15 protein-coding genes and 1 tRNA gene are annotated in these 20,433 nt (G+C 66.7%); 12 read left to right on the top strand and 4 right to left on the bottom strand.

What is annotated here, in order from left to right:
- Positions 1–17 precede the first annotated feature (17 nt).
- The 5 genes from ilvN to pbpG all read left to right on the top strand — a co-directional run bounded on the left by ilvN (position 18) and on the right by pbpG (position 5,706).
- A complete protein-coding gene (gene ilvN / locus LRM40_RS11305) occupies positions 18–509 on the top strand; it encodes an acetolactate synthase small subunit (RefSeq protein WP_022979884.1) in 492 nt (163 codons plus the stop codon).
- Between the two features lie 59 nt (positions 510–568).
- Positions 569–1,585 carry a ketol-acid reductoisomerase gene (gene ilvC / locus LRM40_RS11300; RefSeq protein ID WP_022979883.1) on the top strand — a complete coding sequence of 339 codons (1,017 nt, stop codon included), beginning with the start codon at positions 569–571 and terminating at the stop codon, positions 1,583–1,585.
- A 172-nt stretch (positions 1,586–1,757) separates the two neighbouring features.
- Positions 1,758–2,540, top strand: a complete 783-nt coding sequence (gene pssA, locus LRM40_RS11295) for a CDP-diacylglycerol--serine O-phosphatidyltransferase (RefSeq protein WP_231067838.1) — start codon at positions 1,758–1,760, stop codon at positions 2,538–2,540.
- A gap of 270 nt (positions 2,541–2,810) precedes the next feature.
- A complete protein-coding gene (locus LRM40_RS11290; protein ID WP_151124163.1) occupies positions 2,811–4,352 on the top strand; it encodes a 2-isopropylmalate synthase in 1,542 nt (513 codons plus the stop codon).
- A 223-nt stretch (positions 4,353–4,575) separates the two neighbouring features.
- Positions 4,576–5,706 carry a D-alanyl-D-alanine endopeptidase gene (gene pbpG / locus LRM40_RS11285; RefSeq protein WP_231067513.1) on the top strand — a complete coding sequence of 377 codons (1,131 nt, stop codon included), beginning with the start codon at positions 4,576–4,578 and terminating at the stop codon, positions 5,704–5,706.
- Positions 5,707–5,786: 80 nt separating this feature from the next.
- Here pbpG and LRM40_RS11280 read toward each other — a convergent pair whose 3' ends face one another.
- From LRM40_RS11280 to hpnC, 4 genes are all read right to left on the bottom strand, one after another.
- A complete protein-coding gene (locus LRM40_RS11280; RefSeq protein WP_151124165.1) occupies positions 5,787–6,575 on the bottom strand; it encodes an IclR family transcriptional regulator in 789 nt (262 codons plus the stop codon).
- A gap of 91 nt (positions 6,576–6,666) precedes the next feature.
- Positions 6,667–7,983, bottom strand: a complete 1,317-nt coding sequence (gene hpnE / locus LRM40_RS11275; protein WP_151124166.1) for a hydroxysqualene dehydroxylase HpnE — start codon at positions 7,981–7,983, stop codon at positions 6,667–6,669.
- Positions 7,980–8,828 carry a presqualene diphosphate synthase HpnD gene (hpnD, locus tag LRM40_RS11270; protein WP_151124167.1) on the bottom strand — a complete coding sequence of 283 codons (849 nt, stop codon included), beginning with the start codon at positions 8,826–8,828 and terminating at the stop codon, positions 7,980–7,982. Before hpnD ends, hpnE begins: the two co-directional genes overlap by 4 nt.
- On the bottom strand, positions 8,825–9,667 hold the full coding sequence (gene hpnC, locus LRM40_RS11265) for a squalene synthase HpnC (RefSeq protein WP_151124168.1): 843 nt from the start codon (positions 9,665–9,667) through the stop codon (positions 8,825–8,827). Before hpnC ends, hpnD begins: the two co-directional genes overlap by 4 nt.
- A gap of 125 nt (positions 9,668–9,792) precedes the next feature.
- Between hpnC and LRM40_RS11260 the strand changes: the two genes are divergently transcribed.
- From LRM40_RS11260 to lon, 7 genes are all read left to right on the top strand, one after another.
- Positions 9,793–10,905 carry an efflux RND transporter periplasmic adaptor subunit gene (locus LRM40_RS11260; protein ID WP_151124169.1) on the top strand — a complete coding sequence of 371 codons (1,113 nt, stop codon included), beginning with the start codon at positions 9,793–9,795 and terminating at the stop codon, positions 10,903–10,905.
- Positions 10,906–10,924: 19 nt separating this feature from the next.
- Entirely contained in the window at positions 10,925–14,071 is a 3,147-nt protein-coding gene (locus tag LRM40_RS11255) for an efflux RND transporter permease subunit (RefSeq protein WP_151124170.1), read from the top strand.
- Positions 14,072–14,262: 191 nt separating this feature from the next.
- Positions 14,263–14,349: transfer RNA gene (locus LRM40_RS11250), tRNA-Leu, on the top strand.
- A 43-nt stretch (positions 14,350–14,392) separates the two neighbouring features.
- Positions 14,393–15,700 carry a trigger factor gene (gene tig / locus LRM40_RS11245; RefSeq protein WP_151124171.1) on the top strand — a complete coding sequence of 436 codons (1,308 nt, stop codon included), beginning with the start codon at positions 14,393–14,395 and terminating at the stop codon, positions 15,698–15,700.
- Positions 15,701–15,857: 157 nt separating this feature from the next.
- Entirely contained in the window at positions 15,858–16,466 is a 609-nt protein-coding gene (gene clpP, locus LRM40_RS11240; RefSeq protein WP_022979872.1) for an ATP-dependent Clp endopeptidase proteolytic subunit ClpP, read from the top strand.
- Positions 16,467–16,523: 57 nt separating this feature from the next.
- Positions 16,524–17,795 (top strand): ATP-dependent Clp protease ATP-binding subunit ClpX, encoded by a 1,272-nt coding sequence (gene clpX, locus LRM40_RS11235; protein WP_151124172.1) that lies wholly within the window; start codon positions 16,524–16,526, stop codon positions 17,793–17,795.
- 103 nt (positions 17,796–17,898) lie between these two features.
- The gene (gene lon, locus LRM40_RS11230; RefSeq protein ID WP_151124173.1) at positions 17,899–20,325 is read left to right on the top strand and encodes an endopeptidase La; all 2,427 of its coding nucleotides are present in this window, start codon (positions 17,899–17,901) and stop codon (positions 20,323–20,325) included.
- Positions 20,326–20,433: the final 108 nt, after the last annotated feature.

Below are 20,433 nucleotides of genomic sequence, written 5' to 3'. Positions count from 1 at the left end.
GCGTCAGGAGACTGCACATGAAACACATCATCGCCGTGCTGCTCGAGAACGAGCCCGGCGCCCTGTCCCGCGTGGTGGCATTGTTTTCTGCCCGCGGCTACAACATCGAGAGCCTCACCGTGGCGCCGACGGAAGATCCGTCGCTGTCGCGCATGACGGTGGTCACCACCGGTTCCGACGAGGTGATCGAGCAGATCACCAAGCACCTGAATCGCCTGGTCGACGTGGTCAAGGTCGTGGACCTGACCGAAGGCCACTACACCGAGCGCGAGCTCATGCTGATCAAGGTCCGCGCCGTGGGCAAGGAACGCGAGGAGATGAAGCGCATGGCCGACATCTTCCGTGGCCGCATCATCGACGTGACCGAGAAGAGCTACACCATCGAACTGACCGGGGATGCCGGCAAGCTCGACGCCTTCATCGAGGCGATCGACCGCACCGCCATCCTCGAAACCGTGCGCACCGGCTCCAGCGGGATCGGTCGCGGCGAGCGCATCCTGCGCGTCTGATCCCCGCGATCGCTCCATCCCGCTATCTGACCTGACTTCAACCGAAGAAGAGACATCCCATGAAGGTTTACTACGACAAGGACGCCGACCTCTCCCTCATCAAGGGCAAGAACGTCACCATCATCGGCTACGGCTCGCAAGGCCACGCCCACGCGCTGAACCTGAACGACAGCGGCGTGAAGGTCACCGTCGGCCTGCGCAAGGGCGGCGCCTCCTGGAGCAAGGCTGAAAACGCCGGCCTGAAGGTCGCCGAGATCGCCGACGCGGTGAAGACCGCCGACGTCGTGATGATCCTGCTGCCCGACGAGCAGATCGCCGACGTGTACAACAGCCAGGTGGCCCCCAACCTGAAGCCCGGCGCCTCGCTGGCCTTCGCCCACGGCTTCAACGTGCACTACAACCAGGTCGTGCCGCGCGAGGACGTGGACGTCTGGATGGTGGCCCCCAAGGCCCCCGGCCACACCGTGCGCGGCACCTATGCCCAGGGTGGCGGTGTGCCGCACCTGATCGCCGTCTACGCCGACAAGACCGGCAAGGCGCGTGACCTGGCCCTGAGCTACGCCGTGGCCAACGGCGGCGGCAAGGCCGGCATCATCGAAACCACCTTCCGCGAAGAGACCGAAACCGACCTGTTCGGCGAGCAGGCCGTGCTGTGCGGTGGCGCTGTCGAGCTGATCAAGGCCGGCTTCGAGACGCTGACCGAAGCCGGTTACGCGCCCGAGATGGCCTACTTCGAGTGCCTGCACGAGCTCAAGCTGATCGTCGACCTGATCTACGAAGGCGGCATTGGCAACATGAACTACTCGATCTCGAACAACGCCGAGTACGGTGAGTACGTGACGGGCCCGCGCGTGGTCACCGAAGACACCAAGAACGCGATGCGTCAGTGCCTGAAGGACATCCAGACCGGTGAGTACGCCAAGAGCTTCATCCTGGAAAACAAGGCCGGCGCCCCGACGCTGACCTCGCGCCGCCGCCTGACCGCCGAGCACCAGATCGAGGTGGTGGGCGAGAAGCTGCGCGCCATGATGCCCTGGATCAAGGCCAACAAGCTGGTCGACAAGAGCCGCAACTGATCGTGGCAGGTGGCTTGGGCCGCCTGACTGCGAGAAGCGGGCCGCCTTCGGGCGGCCCGTGTCGTTTCTGGCCGTGCCGGGGCCGGGCGCTGAGTTATCCTTTCCCCTTATGACCGATTTGACCCCGAACGTTCCGGACGCCCTGGACGATGATGACCAGGACCTGGACGACATGCCGCCGCGCCGTCGGCGTCGTGGCATCTACATCCTTCCGAATCTCTTCACCCTGGGTGCGCTCTTCGGCGGCTTCTATGCCGTCGTGATGGCCATGAACGCCCGCTTCGACATGGCGGCCGTGGGCATCTTCTGTGCGGCCGTGCTGGACAGCCTGGACGGCCGCGTGGCGCGCATGACCAACACCCAGAGCGCCTTCGGCGAGCAGATGGACAGCCTGTCCGACATGGTCTGCTTTGGCGCGGCGCCAGCGCTGATCGTCTACGAATGGGCCCTGAAGGGCCTGGGCAAGGCCGGCTGGATTGCCGCCTTCGTGTATTGCGCCTGCGCGGCCCTGCGCCTGGCCCGCTTCAACACCAACATCGGCATCGTCGACAAGCGCTTCTTCCAGGGCATGCCCAGCCCGGCCGCGGCGGCCATGGTGGTGGGCTTCATCTGGGTGGTCGACGACCATGGCGTCAAGGACGTGGTGGGCTCGCCGGCCCTGACCTGGACGGCCTTCGCCTTTGCGCTCTATGCCGGGCTGACCATGGTCACCAACGTGCCCTTCTACAGCTTCAAGGACATCAGCCTCAAGCGCAGCGTGCCCTTCATCGTGATCGTGCTGATCGCGCTGGGTTTCGCGGTGATCACCATCCACCCGCCCATCGTGTTGTTCGGCCTGTTCTGCGTGTACGGTGTTTCCGGCTACGTGGTCTACGGCTACAAGCGCCTGAAGGGCAAGCCGGTGAGCGTGATCTCCACCTCCAAGGACGAACCCGACGAGCGCGGCCTGCACTGAGGCGGTATACTCAAACCATGAACTCGATCGTGATGGCCCGCGCTCTGCTGCTATCGCTGCCCCTAGCCAGTCTGCGGGCACGCTGATCGAACACGTCCATCGAAGTTCACCGAACCATTTTTCGGATCACGGCCCGCCAGCGCATCGCAGCGGGCCGTTTTTCTTTGTCCTCCGGCTGCGTGCACCTTCCCCGGAGATGTCCATGACCTTTGACCGTCGCTTCCCCCGCGCAGCCGCCCCGGCTGCCGCCGCGTTCCAGGAGATTCCCGCATGACCGACAAGCTCATCATTTTCGACACCACCCTGCGCGACGGTGAGCAGTCCCCCGGTGCCTCGATGACCCGCGAGGAGAAGGTGCGCATCGCACGTCAGCTGGAGCGTCTGCGTGTCGACGTGATCGAAGCCGGTTTTGCCGCGGCCTCCAACGGCGACTTCGAGGCCGTGCGGGCGATTGCCGGGCAGATCAAGGAGTCCACCGTCTGCTCGCTGGCCCGCGCCAACGACCGCGACATCAGCCGGGCCGCCGAGGCGCTGGCCGGTGCCGCCCGCAGCCGCATCCACACCTTCATTGCCACCAGCCCGCTGCACATGGAGAAGAAGCTGCGGATGTCGCCGGAAGAGGTGTTGGAACAGGCCCGCCTGTCGGTGCGCTTTGCCCGCAACCTGTGTGGCGACATCGAATTCTCGGCCGAGGACGGCTATCGCTCGGAGCTGGACTTCCTGGCCCGCGTGGTGGAGGCGGTGATCGCCGAAGGCGCCACCACCATCAACATCCCGGACACGGTGGGCTACGCCATCCCCGAGCTGTACGGCAACTTCATCCGCCAGCTGCGGGAGAAGGTGCCCAACTCCGACAAGGCCATCTGGTCCGTGCACTGCCACAACGACTTGGGCATGGCGGTGGCCAATTCGCTGGCCGGTGTGAAGATCGGCGGCGCCCGTCAGGTGGAGTGCACCATCAACGGCCTGGGCGAGCGGGCGGGCAACTGTTCGCTGGAAGAGGTGGTCATGGCGGTCAAGACCCGCCGCGACTACTTCGGCCTGGACGTGGGCATCGACACTTCCCAGATCGTGCCGGCCTCGCGCCTGGTCAGCCAGACCACCGGTTTCGTGGTGCAGCCCAACAAGGCCGTGGTCGGCGCGAACGCCTTCGCCCATGCCTCGGGCATCCACCAGGACGGCGTGCTCAAGGCCCGTGACACCTACGAGATCATGCGGGCCGAGGACGTGGGCTGGGCGGCCAACAAGCTGGTGCTGGGCAAGCTCTCGGGCCGCAATGCCTTCAAGCAGCGCCTGCAGGAACTGGGCGTGGATGTCGCCTCGGAAGCCGATCTGAACGCCGCCTTTGCCCGTTTCAAGGACCTGGCCGACCGCAAGAGCGAGATCTTCGACGAAGACATCATTGCCCTGGTGGGCGACAGCGCCCGCGCCGCCGAGCCGGATCACTACCGCTTCGTCTCGCTGTCCCAGCACTCCGAAACCGGCGAGCGTCCGCAGGCACGTGTCGTGCTTATGGTCGGGGGCGAAGAGGTGGTGGTCGAGAGCGACGGCAACGGGCCGGTGGATGCGACCCTCAAGGCGATCGAGTCCAAGGTCCAAAGTGGTGCCGAGATGGTGCTTTATTCGGTCAACGCGATCACCTCGGGCAGCACAGAATCCCAGGGCGAGGTGACATTCCGTCTGCAGTTGGGTGGTCGCATCGTCAACGGCGTCGGCTCGGATCCGGACATCGTCGTGGCGTCAGCCAAGGCGTACCTGTCCGCGTTGAGCAAGCTGCACGCCGGCGTCGAGCGCGTCCCCGCCCAGGGTTGACCAGCGTCCGTACTTGAAAAATGACGTGCAAGTTGGCGTCTTGCATGTCTTTTTCATTGCGCCGTCGGCTTCTTCGGGAGGATAATTCTCCCGTAAGAATGATTTTGGTCATGCCTGTGCGGGTTAGCGCACCGTTGAGGACGTTGGATCGCGAGAGGCGACGCGAGGAATGAAGATGAAATTTCGCAAGGCTTGGTTGGCGGTCTGCTGCTTGTTGGCGTCGGTGACAGCGACGCAAGTCTGGGCGGCCGATGCCAAGGACGCCTCCCACCGCAAGGCCAGTGCCTCGGCCAAGGCGACGGCCGGCAGCAAGGCCTCGAACGCCAAGGCCAAGAAGGCCTCTTCGGCGTCCTCTGCAGCCAAGTCCAAATCCAAGTCGACGACGACCAGCAGCAAGACGCGCACGCGCACCGCATCGGTCTCGTCCCACAAGCCCACCCGGGCCACCAAGGCCGTGGCCAGCACCCGCAAGCCGGTGGAGCCCGCCTCCTTCAGCCCGGGGGTCCGCTCCTTCGGCGAGATGTACGGCCTGCACCACACCGAGGATCCGCTGTCCTTGCGCAGCAGCGTGGCCTATGTGCTGGACCAAGACACCAACGAGGTCCTGCTGAACAAGAATTCCCAGGCCGTGCTGCCCATCGCCTCCATCACCAAGCTGATGACGGCGATGGTGGTGACCGAGGCACATCTGCCGATGGACGAGACGATCACCATCTCGCAGGATGATGTCGACACCGAGAAGATGAGTTCCTCGCGCCTGCGTGTGGGCACGAAGCTGACCCGTGGCGAGATGCTGCATCTGGCGCTGATGTCCTCTGAGAACCGGGCGGCCAGCGCGTTGGGTCACGCCTATCCCGGTGGCATCTCGGCCTTCGTGGCCGCGATGAACGCCAAGGCGCGCCAACTGGGCATGCACGACACCCGCTATGTGGAGCCGACCGGCCTGTCGAGCCAGAACCAGTCCAGTGCGCAGGATCTGGCCGTGCTGGTGAAGGCGGCTGCCCAGGTTCCCTTGATCCGTGAGCTCTCCACCTCGCCGGAATACCAGGTGGAGGTGGGTTCCCGGCAACTGCAGTACCACACGACCAACCGGTTGGTGAAGAGCCCCAACTGGGACATCGGTGTCCAGAAGACGGGCTACATCACCGAGGCTGGCCAGTGTCTGGTGATGCAGACCAAGCTGGCCGGGCGCAAGCTGATCATGGTGCTGCTGGATTCGGCCGGCAAGTATTCCCGCATTGCCGATGCCGAGCGCATCCGCAAGTGGCTGCTGAGCAACCACCCCTCCACCTCTGCCACGACCACGCCCACCCCGATCGGCACGCTGGACAGCAAGCTCAAGCCGACGAGCTGAATCTCGGGATTGGCCATGAAAAAAAGGCAGCCATGAAGGCTGCCTTTTTTCATGATGTGACCCAGATGCGCCGGGCGGCCTCAGGCGGTGGTCGGGGTGCTCGGGCCCCGATAACCCAGGGCGGCGGAGATCTGGGCCGCCGTCGCCTTGACCCGCTCCATCCAGGATTCCTCCAGCCGGTCGCTGGGGGCGGAGATCGACAGGCCAGCCACCAGCTTGCCCTGGTCATCGAAAATGCCCGCGGCCATGCAGCGCACGCCCAGTTCCAGTTCCTCGTCGTCCCGCGCCACGGCCAGGCGGCGCACCTGGGCGAGCTCGCGCTCCAGGGCAGGCAGGGTGGTCAGGCTGTTGCGGGTGTGGCCGCTCAGCCCGGTGCGGGTGGCGTAGCTGCGCACCCGTTGCGGTTCCTCGTAAGCCAGGAAGAGCTTGCCCACGGAGGTGAGGTGCAGCGGGGCCCGGCCGCCCACCGCCCGCACCACCTGCATGCCGGAGCGCTCGCTGTAGGTCCGCTCGATGTAGACGATCTCGTCGCCCTGGCGCACCGACAGGTTCACCGGTTGATTGGTGAAGCGGTTGAGCTCGCGCATCGGGCCGATGGCCGCCTCGCGCACGTCCAGCCGGGCCTTGACCAGGTTGCCCAGTTCCAGCAGGCGCATGCCCAGGCGGTAGGTGCCCGCTTCAGGGCGGTCCACCAGCCGGCCGGCGGCCAGGTCGTTGAGGATGCGGTGGGCGGTGGACGGATGCAGGCCGGTACGCTCGCTGAGGTCCTTCAGCGGCACCGGATCCTGTTGGGAAGCCAGTACGTCGAGCAAGGCGAACGCACGGGAGAGAACCTGGATGCTCGGGGTCTGCGGGTCTTTCTTTTGCATGGCAATCCGACCAAGAGAGGTGCGGATTTTATATGGCGAAAAGGTCAATCGTCGCCACTGTTGCGCTGCAGCAAAATGGAAGGCCGTCCAATCAAGCTTGCAGCAGGCCTTCGATGGCCAGGCGTCCGCTGCGCACGGCGCCCTCCAGCGTGGCCGGGAAGGGACCGGCCACGTAGTCGCCCGCCACCGCCAGACCGGGCAGGGGGCTGGCCGATGGTCGGTGCAAGTCGGGCGTGCAGGCGAAGGTGGCCCGCTTCTCGGTGCGCACGGCCAGCAGCGACACCCGTTCGTCCTGCCAGGCCGGTGTGCTGCCCGCAAAAGCGTGTTGCAGTTGGCGGCGAAGGGCCTGCACCGTGTCCTCCGTCCCGCGAGCGACCCACTCGGCCGCACCGCTGATCACCAGCGCGAAGGTGTCGGGCGCCAGGCCCAGACGCCCCAGGTCGAAGCCGAACTGGGCCGGGGCTGGCAGGCCGGGCGTGGCCTGGGCCGGAAAGGACATCATCGCCTGCGGCCAGTGCAGGCCGGGGTGCCGCAGCCAGACGGTGACGATGGGTTGGTAGGCCAGCGCTGCGGCGGTGCTCGACCATTCCGGCGCCAGGCTGGCCAGCAGTCGCGCCGCTTCGATGGCACTGCAGGCCAGCACCACCGCGTCGAAGGCTTCGCCGTCCACCTGCCAGCCGCCGCCGGCCTGGGGTGCCACATGCTGCACCCGACAGCCAGGCCGCCACAGGGTCCCATGTGATTGCAGCCAGGCCAGCGCCGGGCCGGGCAGCAGGTCCTGCAGCGGGCGCCTGGGCAGGAGGAGGTCCGCGCCGCCCGGGGGGCCGAACAAGGCCTCCTTCAGCACGGTCAGCAGCACCTGGGCGCTGGCCTCCCGGGCCGGGGTGTTCAGTGCCGCCACGCACAGCGGGTCGATCAGTGCGTCGAAGGCGGCCCGGGGCAGGTGCTCGCAAAGACGGGCCACACTCCAGTCGGCGGGGCAGCGAAAGCCACCCAGTCGCCAGCGTGCGGCATGGGCCAACAGAGCCAGGCGGGCGCGCCAGGGCAGTTCCGACCAGCCCAGCACGCCGCGCACGAAGGCCGGCACGGCCGGGCCGCCCGGCAGGCGCAGGCCTAAGCCATCCGGTGACACCAGGGCCAGCGGCTGCCGCCAGAAGCCCTGATCCACATCGACCCCAACCTGGCGCATCAGGGCCAGGGTCTCGCGGTAGGCACCGATCAGGATGTGCTGGCCGTTGTCCAGGTCCAGGCCATCCTGAGGTGTGCTGCGCGCGCGTCCCCCGGCTTGGCGGGCCATGTCGAACAGGACGACCCGGGCGCCCGCCTCGGTGGCGCGCACGGCGGTCGAAAGGCCGGCCCAGCCGGCGCCGATCACGGCCAGCCGGCGCGCCGGGGCTGCGTTGCTCATCGCCCGCGCCACTGGGTTCGCGCGGCAATCCACAGCTTGCGCAGCGGCGTCAGCGAGATGCGCTGGTGCAGCACCTGGAAGCCGCCCCGCTCGATTTCGCGCAGCAGGTCGTGGTAGATGTTGGCCATCATCAGGCCGGGCTTCTGGGCCTTGCGGTCGACCTCCGGCAGCAGGGCCAGGGCCTCGTCATAGCAGCGGTGGGCGCGCTCGGCCTGGAAACGCATCAGCGCCTGGAAGCGGTCGCTGTAGCCCCAGGGCGATTCCCGCTTGAGCAGCTCATGGGCCTTCACGTCGAAGCGTTGCAGGTCCTCGATGGGCAGGTAAATGCGGCCGCGCCGGGCGTCGTCGCCCACGTCGCGGATGATGTTGGTGAGCTGCAGAGCCAGGCCCAGGGTGTGGGCATAGCGCACCGTGGCCTCCTGCGTGCGGCCGAAGATGTTGCAGGCCACTTCGCCCACCACGCCGGCCACCAGGTGGCAGTAGCGCTGCAGGCCGGCATAGTCCAGGTAGCGGGTCTGGCTCAGGTCCATCTCGCAGCCCTGGATCACCTGGTCCAGATGATCGGCGGAGATCCCGTAGGTCGGGGCCAGGGGGATCAGTGCCTGCATCGCCGGGTGGCTGGGCTGGCCCGCAAAGGCCTGCTGCACCTCGCGTCGCCACCAGGCCAGCTTGGCCGCGGCCACGCTGGGGTCGTGCACCTCGTCCACCACATCGTCCACCTCGCGGCAGAAGGCGTAGAAGGCGGTGATGGCGGCGCGGCGCTCGGGCGGCAGGAACAGGAAGGCGTAGTAGAAGGATGAACCGCTGGCGGCGGCCTTCTGCTCGACGTACTGCTGGGGTGTCATGGCTGGGCGGGAGCGGTCTGGCGGCGCATCCACAGGCTGCGCCAGGTCATCAGGGCCAGGTCGGCCGGGCCGAGCGTGGGGCGTCGTGTCAGGCTGCAATGCTGCATGGCGTCGATTTTCTCCAGAATGCGCAGCCCGCCTTGCACCACCCCGCGCAATTCCCAGCCGGCCCGGCCGGGCAGTCGGTGCACCAGGGGGGCACCGGACAGCATCATGGCGCGGGCCCAGGCACAGAGGTCGGCCACCAGGGCCCGGGTGGCCGGGGTGTCGGTGGCGGGCAAGGGGGCCGTGTCGATGCCATGGCGGGCCAGGTCTTCGTCCGTCAGGTAGCAACGCCCGCGGGGCAGGTCCACGCTCAGGTCCTGCCAGAAGTTGATCAGTTGCAATGCGCTGCAGATGGCGTCGGACTGGGCCAGGGCCTCCGGATCCCTGATGCCGTGCAGGTGCAGCAGCAAGCGGCCGACCGGGTTGGCCGACTGGCGGCAATAGTCCAGCAGGGCCGGTCGGTCCGCATACCGGGGGTTGGGCACGTCGCGGACGAAGGCCTGCAGCAGGTCGTCCAGCAGGGCCACGGGCAGGGCATGGGTGCGGATCTGTCTTGCCAGCGGGGTGAAGACGCCAGCCCAGCGCGGGCCCGGTGCCTCGCCCCGGGCGGCCTTCTGGAGCTCGGCGCGGTAGTCCGCCAGATCGGCCAGACGCTGTGCCGCCGGGGCATCGCCTTCGTCAGCCAGGTCGTCAGCGCGGCGCGCGAACCAGTAGATCGCGGTGATGGGCGGACGCAGGGCTGGCGGGCACAGCCAGGAGGCGACCGGGAAGTTCTCGTAATGTTCGACGCTCACAACGGCGGATTGTCGCTGCAGCGGTGTCGGCCTCGCCCTGCGCGATGCGGATTGACGTGCGGGTTGGCCTTGCCTACATTACTGACCGATTGGTCATTAACTGGCGGCTTGCCCGTCCCACATCCATGACGATTCTCTCGTTTCGCCAAGGCCTGGTCGTGACGGCGGCGCTGTCTGCGGCGCTGCTGGTGGCCTGCGCGCCCAAGCCTGCCGCCCCCGAGCCCGTGCGCGCGGTGCGCACCCTGAAGCTGGGCCAGGCCGATGCCCGGCCCGAGGTGGCCTATGCCGCCGAGATCCGCGCCCGCACCGAGTCCGATCTCGGCTTCCGGGTGGGTGGCAAGCTGGTGGAGCGGCTGGTCGAGTTGGGGCAGGCGGTCAAGCCGGGTCAGGTGCTGGCGCGGCTGGATGCGCAGGATCTGCAACTGGGTCAGGCCTCTGCGCAGGCGGCCGAAGCTGCGGCACGCACCAACCTGGACCTGGCGGCGGCCAATCTGCAGCGCTTCCAAGCACTGTATGCGCAGGGCTTCATCGGCGCGGCCGAGCTGGAGCGCTACCAGACGGCGGAGAAGTCGGCCCGTGCCCAATGGGACCAGGCCCGTGCCCAGAATCAGGTCCAGCGTCACCAGGCGGACTACGCCGTGCTGCGCGCCGATACCGCCGGGGTGATCACCGCCGTGGCCGCGGAGCCGGGGCAGGTGGTGGCTGCCGGAACGCCGGTGCTGCGCTTGGCGCAGGAGGGGCCGCGTGACGCGGTCTTCGCCTTGCCGGAGACCCAGGTGGATGCGGCGCGGGCGCTGCTGGGGCGTCCGGGCGCTGTGAACGTGACGGCCTGGGGCAGTGATGAGCGCTGGCCCGCCACCCTGCGGGAGGTGGCGGCGGCGGCCGACCCGGTCACGCGCACCTTCCTGGCCAAGGCCGATGTCGGTGCCGCCAAGCTGCGGCTGGGCCGCACCGCCACGGTGTCGCTGCCTCGCGCCGAGGAGGCCGGGGTCATTCGTCTGCCCCTGACGGCCTTGTTCAGCCAGAACGGTCAGGACGCGGTGTGGCTGCTGGACGGCGCCAGCCTGAGCGTGAGGGTGCAGCCGGTGAAGGTGGCCCGCACGGAAGGCGCCGAAGTGATCGTGGCCTCGGGGCTGAAGGCCGGCGACGAGGTGGTGACCGCCGGTACCCACCTGCTGGCTCCGGGGCAGGTCGTCAAGCGCTTCGTGGCACCGCCCGCGATGGCGGCTTCCCGCTGAGCGAAGGCGGGGACACACGATGGAACCGACGCAAGAGCCGCGCCGCGAGCGCTTCAATGTTTCCCGCTGGGCGCTGGAGCATGCGCCCCTGACGCGCTACCTGATGGTGGTGCTGATGGTGCTGGGCCTGTTCGCCTACTTCCAGCTGGGGCAGGACGAGGACCCGCCCTTCACCTTCCGGGCCATGGTGGTGCAGGCCTACTGGCCCGGCGCCACTGCCCAGCAGGTGGCCGAGCAGGTGACCGACAAGATCGAGCGCACTCTGCAGGAAGTGCCTTATGCGGACACCATCCGCAGCTACACCAAGCCGGGTGAGTCGCTGACCCTGTTCCAGGTGAAGGACTCGACGCCGCCCAAGGAGGTCAGCGAGGCCTGGTACCAGGTGCGCAAGCGCATCGGCGACATGGCGCCCACGCTGCCTTCGGGGGTGCAGGGGCCGTATTTCAACGACGACTTCGGGGATGTGTACGGCTCCATCTTCGCGCTCTCGGCCGATGGCTTCTCGGACGAGGAACTGCGCGTCTTCGCCGAGGATGTGCGCTCGCGCCTGCTGCGCGTGCCCAGCGTGGCCAAGGTGGCGCTGTTTGGCGTGCAGGCCGAAGAGGTGAAGGTCGAGATCTCGGCGCGGCGCCTGGCGCAGCTGGGGCTGGACATGAACCAGGTGGTCTCCCAGCTCAATGCCCAGAACGCGGTGCAAGCGGCTGGCGTGGTGGACACCGGCAGCCGCAATGTGCAGATCCGGGTGGAAGGGGCGCTGGATTCCATCGATGCGCTGCGCCAGATGCCCATCCGGGCGGTGAACCCGACGACCGGCGTCGCCAGCACCATCAAGCTGGGAGACATTGCCGACATCCATCGGGGCTATGTGGACCCACCGACCACCCTGGTGCGCTTCCAGGGGCATCCGGTGGTGGCGCTGGGCGTCTCGATGGCCAAGGGCGGGGACATCATCGCGCTGGGAGAGGCGCTGCAGAAGGAAGTCAAGGCCATCCAGGCCGAGTTGCCGGTGGGGGTGACGCTGGGGCAGATCCAGAACCAGCCCGAGGCCGTGAGCCACTCGATCAACGAGTTCGTCCATGTGCTGATCGAGGCGGTGGTGGTGGTGCTGGCGGTGAGCTTTCTGAGCCTCGGGCTGCACACCCGGCCGCTGCGCATCGATGTCTGGCCGGGGTTGGTGGTGGCCATCACCATCCCCCTGGTGCTCGCCATCACCTTCGTCACCATGTTCTATTGGGGCGTGGGCCTGCACAAGATCTCGCTGGGCTCGCTGATCGTGGCGCTGGGCCTGCTGGTGGACGACGCGATCATCGCGGTCGAGATGATGGTGCGCAAGCTGGAGGAGGGCTACGACCGCCTGCACGCCGCCACCCATGCCTACGAGGTGACCTCGATGCCGATGCTGACCGGCACCCTGATCACCGCCACCGGCTTCCTGCCCATCGGCATGGCCAAGTCCACCGTGGGCGAATACACCTTCGCGATGTTCGCGGTGACCGCGGCGGCCCTGGTCATCTCCTGGGTGGTGTCGGTCTACTTCGTGCCCTACTTGGGGGCCTGGCTGCTGCGCACCAAGGCCGTCCATGCCGAAGGGGGCGAGCACGAACTCTTCGACACGCCGTTCTACAACCGCTTTCGCGCCGCGGTGAACTGGTGCGTGGGCCACCGCTGGTGGACCATCGGCATCACGGTGCTGGTCTTCGTGCTGGGCGTGGCGGGCATGGGCCGGGTGCAGCAGCAGTTCTTCCCCGATTCCAGCCGGCCGGAGATCCTGGTGGACCTGTGGCTGCCCGAGGGCTCGACCATCCAGGACAGCGAGCGGGTGGCGCGCCGCTTCGAGCAGCGCATGCTGCAGGAGCAGGGGCTGGCATCCGTGGCCGAGTGGGTGGGCCGTGGCGTACCGCGCTTCTACCTGCCGCTCGATGAGATCTTCCCGCAGACCAACGTCAGCCAGTTCATTCTGCTGAGCAAGGATCTGGCGGCCCGAGAGGCCCTGCGCAAGCGTCTGCCCGAACTGCTGGCCACCGAGTTCCCGGAGGTGCGGGGGCGGGTCAAGCTGCTGCCCAACGGTCCTCCGGTGGCCTATCCGGTGCAGTTCCGGGTGCTCGGTGACGACACCCAGGCCGTGCGCCACTGGGCCGACGAGGTCAAGGCCCTGATGCGCGCGGACGCCCGCATGCGCGGGGTGAACGACAACTGGAACGAGCCGGTGCGCGCGGTGCACCTGTCGGTGGACCAGGACAAGGCCCGCGCCCTGGGTGTCACCAGCCAGTCCATCGCCCAGGCTACGCAGACGCTGTACAGCGGCCGCACCATCGGCCAGTACCGCGAGAAGGATCGGCTGATCGGCATCGTGCTGCGTCAGCCGCCCGAGGAGCGGCACAGCGTCAGCCAGCTCGAGAGTACCTACGTGGCTACCAGCAGCGGCCGGGCCATTCCGCTCGGCCAGATCGCCCATTGGGAGCAGGGCTGGGAGCCCGGCGTACTCTGGCGCGACGCCCGCAAGTACGCCATCACCGTGCAGGGCGATGTCATTGAGGGCGTGCAGGGTGCCACCGTGAGCATGGCCCTGTGGCCCCAACTGCAGGCCCTGCAGCAGCGCATGCCGCCGGACATGCGCATCGAGTTGGCCGGCGCGGTGGAGGAGAGCGCCAAGGGCCAAGGCTCCATCATGGTCGGCCTGCCGGTCATGGCCTTCCTGATGCTGACGCTGCTGATGCTGCAGCTGCAGAGCTTCTCGCGCGCCATGCTGGTGGTGCTGACCGCGCCGCTGGGCATCGCCGGCGTGGCGGCCGCGCTGCTGCTGCTGGACCGGCCCTTCGGCTTCGTGGCCATGCTGGGTTTCATCGCCCTGGTGGGCATGATCATGCGCAACTCGGTGATCCTGATCGACCAGATCGAGCAGGACCGTCTGCGTGGCGTGCCGGCCTGGGAGGCCATCGTCGAATCGGCAGTGCGGCGCTTCCGGCCCATCGTGCTGACGGCCGCGGCCGCGGTGCTGGCCATGATTCCGCTCTCGCGCAGCGTGTTCTGGGGGCCGATGGCGGTGGCCATCATGGGCGGGCTGATCGCCGCCACGGCGCTGACCTTGCTGGCGCTGCCGGCCATGTACGCCGCGTGGTTCCGGGTGCGGCACCCCTCGGCAGAGGCGTTCAAGCCGGTTGCCTGAGCCACTTTTTGCCATCCCGGGCGCCCTGTGGCGTCCGGCAGGCCGGTTGACCGATAGAATACGCGGTTTACCGGTTCGCCCGGGGTGGATGCTCGCGCCCGAAAAGGCCGTGCGCCCGCTCCGACACAACAGTCATCGGGACAGGTCCGGCGTGCCGGCGGCAGTCGATGCCGTCGCGCCGAGCCGGGAATGCGCGGGTGGCGAAATTGGTAGACGCACCAGGTTTAGGTCCTGACGCCTTCACGGGCGTGCCGGTTCGAGTCCGGCTCCGCGCACCACCCCCCATGACGTTTTCGTACACGCAACATCAGAGTTCGCACCATGGCAGTCAACGTTGAAACCCTCGAGAAGCTCGAACGCCGCATCACCCTGACGCTGGCGGCCAGCGAGATCAACTCCGAAGTCGAAGCCCGCCTGAAGAAGCTGGCCCGCACCGTTAAGGCCGATGGCTTCCGCCCCGGCAAGGTGCCGATGTCGGTCGTCGCCCAGCGCTACGGCTACTCGGTGCAGTACGAAGTCATGAACGACAAGCTGGGCCAGGCCTTTGCCCAGGCTGCCAATGAAGCCCAGCTGCGCGTGGCCGGCGTGCCCAACATCACCCAGAAGGACGAAGCGCCGGAAGGCCAGATGGCCTTCGACGCCACCTTCGAGGTCTATCCCGAAGTGAAGCTGGGTGATCTGTCGACCGCCGAGGTCGAGCGCGTGACCGCCGAAGTGGACGAGGCCGCCATCGACAAGACCGTGGACATCCTGCGCAAGCAGCGTCGCACTTTCGCCCAGCGTCCGGCCGACCAGGGCGCCGAGGCTGGCGACCGCGTCACCATCGACTTCGAAGGCAAGATCGACGGCGAGCCCTTCCAGGGCGGCAAGGCCGAAGGCTTCCAGTTCCTGGTCGGTGAAGGCCAGATGCTGGAGCAGTTCGACGCTGCCGTGCGCGGCATGAAGGTTGGTGAGTCCAAGACCTTCCCGCTGCAGTTCCCGGCCGACTACCACGGTCAGGACGTGGCCGGCAAGGAGGCCGACTTCCTGGTGACCATGAAGAAGGTCGAGGCCCAGCATCTGCCCGAAGTGACCGAGGACTTCGTCAAGTCCCTGGGCATCGAGGCCGGCACGGTCGAAGCCCTGCGCGCCGACGTGAAGAAGAACCTGGAGCGCGAGGTCAAGTTCCGCGTGCTGGCCCGCAACAAGGCCGCCGTGATGGACGCCCTGGTCAAGGTGGCCGAGCTGGACCTGCCCAAGGCCCTGATCACCGCCGAAACCGAGCGTCTGGTGGCCGGTGCCCGCGAGGACCTGAAGCAGCGCGGCATCAAGGACGCCGACAAGACCCCGATCCCGGCCGAGATCTTCGCGCCGCAGGCCGAGAAGCGCGTGCGCCTGGGCCTGGTGGTGGGCGAGCTGGTGCGCGCCAACAACCTGCAGGCCAAGCCGGAACAGCTGCAGGCCCACATCGAGGAAATGGCCCAGTCCTACGAGAAGCCGGCCGAGGTGGTGCGCTGGTACCTGTCGGACCGCCAGCGCATGGCCGAGGTGGAGGCCGTGGTCATCGAGAACAACGTGACCGATTTCGTGCTGGCCCAGGCCAAGGTCACCGACAAGTCGCTGCCCTTCGACGAGCTGATGACGGCTTGAGTCATATCAAGCCCATGAGGGGGCGGTTGGATCGGCCGGCCCCCTGAAGAATCGCCCGAGCCTGTTGGCCGGGCTTTTTTTCTTCGATCGCACGGTTTTTCTGCAGCGACATAATGGGCAGCAGGACAACCGTCACCATTTCTCCTGAAGGAGTTCCATGAGCGCACTGGACACCCAAGCCCTCGGCATGGTTCCCATGGTCATCGAGCAGTCGGGGCGCGGCGAGCGCGCCTACGACATCTACTCGCGCCTGCTGCGCGAGCGCATCGTCTTCCTGGTGGGGCCGGTCAATGACCAGAGCGCCAATCTGGTGGTTGCTCAGCTGCTGTTCCTGGAGAGCGAGAACCCCGACAAGGACATCTCGTTCTACATCAACTCCCCGGGCGGCAGCGTCAGCGCCGGCATGTCGATCTTCGACACCATGCAGTTCATCAAGCCCGATGTGTCCACGCTGTGCATTGGCATGGCCGCGAGCATGGGCGCCTTTCTGCTGGCCGCCGGCGCCAAGGGCAAGCGCTTCTCCCTGCCCAACAGCAAGGTCATGATCCACCAGCCGCTGGGTGGCGCCCAGGGCCAGGCCACGGACATCGAGATCCATGCCCGCGAGATCCTCAAGACCCGCGAGCAGCTCAACCGCATCCTCGCCGAGCGCACCGGTCAGCCGCTGGAGAAGATCCAGGCCGACACCGAGCGCGACTATTACATGTCGGCCGCCGAGGCCCAGAGCTATGGCCTGATCGACCAGGTTCTGGAGAAACGGGGCTGATCGGCGCTTGCTCTATCATCCCTTCACGGTTACCTAGCACAGCCCAGGCACATATCCATGTCTGACAAGAAAGGCGCCTCTGGCGAAAAAGTCCTCTACTGCTCTTTCTGCGGAAAGAGTCAGCACGAGGTCAAGAAGCTCATCGCGGGACCTTCGGTCTTCATCTGCGACGAGTGCATCGAGCTGTGCAACGACATCATCCGGGACGAGACGCCGGCCGAGCCCAGCTCGGTCAAGTCCCCGGCCAAGTCGGATCTGCCCACCCCGTCCGAGATCAAGTCCAGTCTGGACCAGTACGTGATCGGACAGGAGACGGCCAAGCGCACGCTCTCGGTGGCGGTCTACAACCACTACAAGCGGCTCAAGCACATGGGTGCGAGCAAGGACGAGGTGGAACTGGCCAAGAGCAACATCCTGCTCATCGGCCCCACCGGCTCCGGCAAGACCCTGCTGGCGCAGACCCTGGCCCGGCTGCTGAACGTGCCCTTCGTGATCGCCGACGCCACCACGCTCACTGAGGCGGGGTATGTGGGCGAGGACGTCGAGAACATCATCCAGAAGCTGCTGCAGAACTGCAACTACGATGTGGAGCGGGCGCAGCGCGGCATCGTGTACATCGACGAGATCGACAAGATCTCCCGCAAGGCCGACAACCCCTCGATCACCCGCGACGTGTCGGGCGAGGGTGTGCAGCAGGCCCTGCTGAAGCTGGTCGAAGGCACCATGGCCAGCGTGCCGCCGCAAGGCGGGCGCAAGCACCCGAATCAGGACTTCCTGCAGATCGACACGACCAACATCCTGTTCATCTGCGGCGGCGCCTTCGACGGTCTGGAGAAGGTCATCCAGAACCGCACCGAGAAGTCCGGCATCGGCTTCGGTGCCACGGTGCACAGCAAGTCCGAGAAGCGGGTTTCCGAGGTCTTCCGCAACGTCGAGCCCGAGGATCTGGTGCGTTTCGGCCTGATCCCCGAACTGGTCGGCCGTCTGCCCGTGGTCGCCACGCTGGGCGAGCTGACGGAGGAGGCGCTGATCCAGATCCTGGTCGAGCCCAAGAACGCGCTGCTCAAGCAGTACCAGAAGCTGTTCTCGATGGATGGCGTGGAGCTGGAGATCCGTCCGACGGCGCTGAGCGCCATCGCCCGCCGTGCGCTCAAGCGCAAGACCGGCGCGCGCGGCCTGCGATCCATCATGGAAGCCGCCCTGATCGACACCATGTTCGAACTGCCCACCCTCGAAGGAGTGGCCAAGGTCGTGGTCGACGAACACATCATCGAAGAGGGCGGCAAGCCCCTGCTGGTTTACAGGGAACAGGCCAAGGCCAGCGCCTGAGCCTGAATGTCCTTCCACGCCGGGCGATCGGCCCCTTGATGCGTCCGGCTTCTTGCAATCCAACCCTCGGGCCCCATGTGGGTCCGAGAAAGTGAGGCAATCCATGTCAGGACATCCCATCCTCCCCCCGGAACCGACCACGCTGCCGCTGCTGCCGCTGCGGGACGTGGTGGTGTTCCCCCACATGGTCATTCCGCTGTTCGTGGGGCGTCCCAAATCGATCAAGGCCCTCGAGGCCGCGATGGATGCCGGCCGCCAGATCATGCTGGTGGCCCAGAAGGCCGCTGGCAAGGACGAACCGCGCGCTGAAGACCTGTTCAGCGTCGGCTGCGTGTCGAGCATCCTGCAGATGCTCAAGCTGCCGGACGGCACCGTGAAGGTGCTGGTCGAAGGCGTGCAGCGCGCCCACACCCAGAGCGTCAGCGATGCCGGTGAGCATTTCGTCGCCGAGGTGCTGCCGGTGGAGCCCGCGGGCGAGCCGACCCCCGAGGTCGAGGCCCTGCGTCGCGCGGTGACCCAGCAGTTCGACCAGTACGTCAAGCTCAACAAGAAGATCCCGCCGGAGATCCTGACCTCGATCGCCGGCATCGACGATCCGGGCCGACTGGCCGACACCATCGCGGCCCATCTGCCGCTCAAGCTCGAATCCAAGCAGTCGGTGCTGGACCTGTTCGATGTGGCTCAGCGGCTGGAGAAACTGCTGGAGCAGCTCGAACATGAGGTCGACATCCTGCAGGTGGAAAAGCGCATCCGTGGCCGCGTCAAGCGCCAGATGGAGAAGAGCCAGCGCGAGTACTACCTGAACGAGCAGGTCAAGGCCATCCAGAAGGAACTGGGCGACGGCGAAGAAGGCGCCGACCTGGAAGAGCTGGAGAAGAAGATCACCGCGGCCCGCATGCCCAAGGAGGCACGCAAGAAGGCCGAGGCCGAGCTCAAGAAGCTCAAGCTGATGTCGCCGATGTCGGCCGAGGCCACGGTGGTGCGCAACTACCTGGACACGCTGATCGGCCTGCCCTGGTCTCGCAAGACCAAGATCAAGCACGACCTGGGTCTGGCCGAGGAGGTGCTCAACGAGGATCACTACGGCCTGGAGAAGGTCAAGGATCGCATCCTCGAGTACCTCGCCGTGCAGCAACGCGTGGACAAGGTCAAGGCGCCCATCCTGTGCCTGGTGGGCCCCCCGGGCGTGGGCAAGACCTCGCTCGGGCAGTCCGTGGCACGCGCCACGGGCCGCAAGTTCGTCCGCATGGCGCTGGGCGGCGTGCGCGACGAGGCCGAGATCCGGGGCCACCGCCGCACCTACATCGGCTCCATGCCGGGCAAGGTGCTGCAGAGCCTGACCAAGGTCGGCACGCGCAATCCGCTGTTCCTGCTCGACGAGATCGACAAGCTGGGCATGGATTTCCGGGGCGACCCGTCGTCGGCCCTGCTGGAGGTGCTCGACCCCGAGCAGAACCACACCTTCGGCGACCACTACATCGAGGTCGATTTCGACCTGTCCGATGTGATGTTCGTGGCCACCTCGAACTCGATGAACATCCCGCCGGCCCTGCTGGACCGGATGGAGGTCATCCGCCTGTCGGGCTACACCGAGGACGAGAAGCTCCACATCGCGCAGAAGTACTTGCTGCCCAAGCAGGCCAAGAACAACGGCGTGAAGGACGACGAGATGGAGGTCACCGAAGGCGCCATCCGCGGCATCATCCGCTACTACACCCGTGAAGCCGGCGTGCGTTCGCTCGAGCGCGAGATCTCCAAGATCTGCCGCAAGGTGGTCAAGGGTCTGCTGCTCAAGACCTACGGCGACAAGGTGGTGGTGACGGACGAGAACCTGCACGACTTCCTGGGGGTGCGCAAGTTCGACTTCGGCCGTGCCGAGAAGACCAACCAGGTCGGCCAGGTGGTCGGTCTGGCCTGGACGGAAGTGGGCGGCGATCTGCTGACCATCGAAGCCACGGCCATGCCGGGCAAGGGCAACATCATCCGCACCGGTTCGCTGGGCGATGTGATGAAGGAATCGGTCGAAGCTGCACGCACCGTGGTGCGCAGCCGCTCGCGCCGCCTGGGCATCAAGGATGAGCTCTTCGAGAAGCGCGACGTGCACGTTCACGTGCCCGATGGCGCCACGCCCAAGGATGGTCCCAGCGCCGGTGCGGCGATGACCACGGCCTTTGTCTCGGCGCTGACCGGCATCCCGGTGCGGGCGGATGTCGCCATGACCGGCGAGATCACGCTGCGCGGCGAGGTGACGGCCATCGGTGGCCTCAAGGAGAAGTTGTTGGCAGCCCACCGCGGTGGCATCAAGCTGGTGATGATCCCGGAGGAGAACGTCAAGGACCTCCAGGACATTCCGGACAACGTCAAGAGCCAACTCGAGATCGTGCCGGTGCGCTGGATCGACAAGGTGCTGGAGGTGGCGCTGGAGCGTGCTCCGACGCCTCTGCCTGAGGAGGAAGCGGTGGCCGCTGCCGCGGCTGCACCCGCAGAGGCTGCCGCCGCTCCCGCCACGGGGGACGTTCGTCCCCATTGAGGGATGGTGCTTCGGCGGTCTTTCAAGATTTCATGAAAGGCTTGCCGAGGTGCTGAAAACATGCCTATAATGCGAGCTTCCCTGATGCGGCGCGGAAACGTCTGAGAA

It is taken from the genome of Ideonella dechloratans (assembly GCF_021049305.1).
In the GTDB taxonomy this organism is placed as follows: Bacteria; Pseudomonadota; Gammaproteobacteria; order Burkholderiales; family Burkholderiaceae_C; genus Ideonella; species Ideonella dechloratans.
This window is presented reverse-complemented; position numbering and strand designations above follow the sequence as displayed.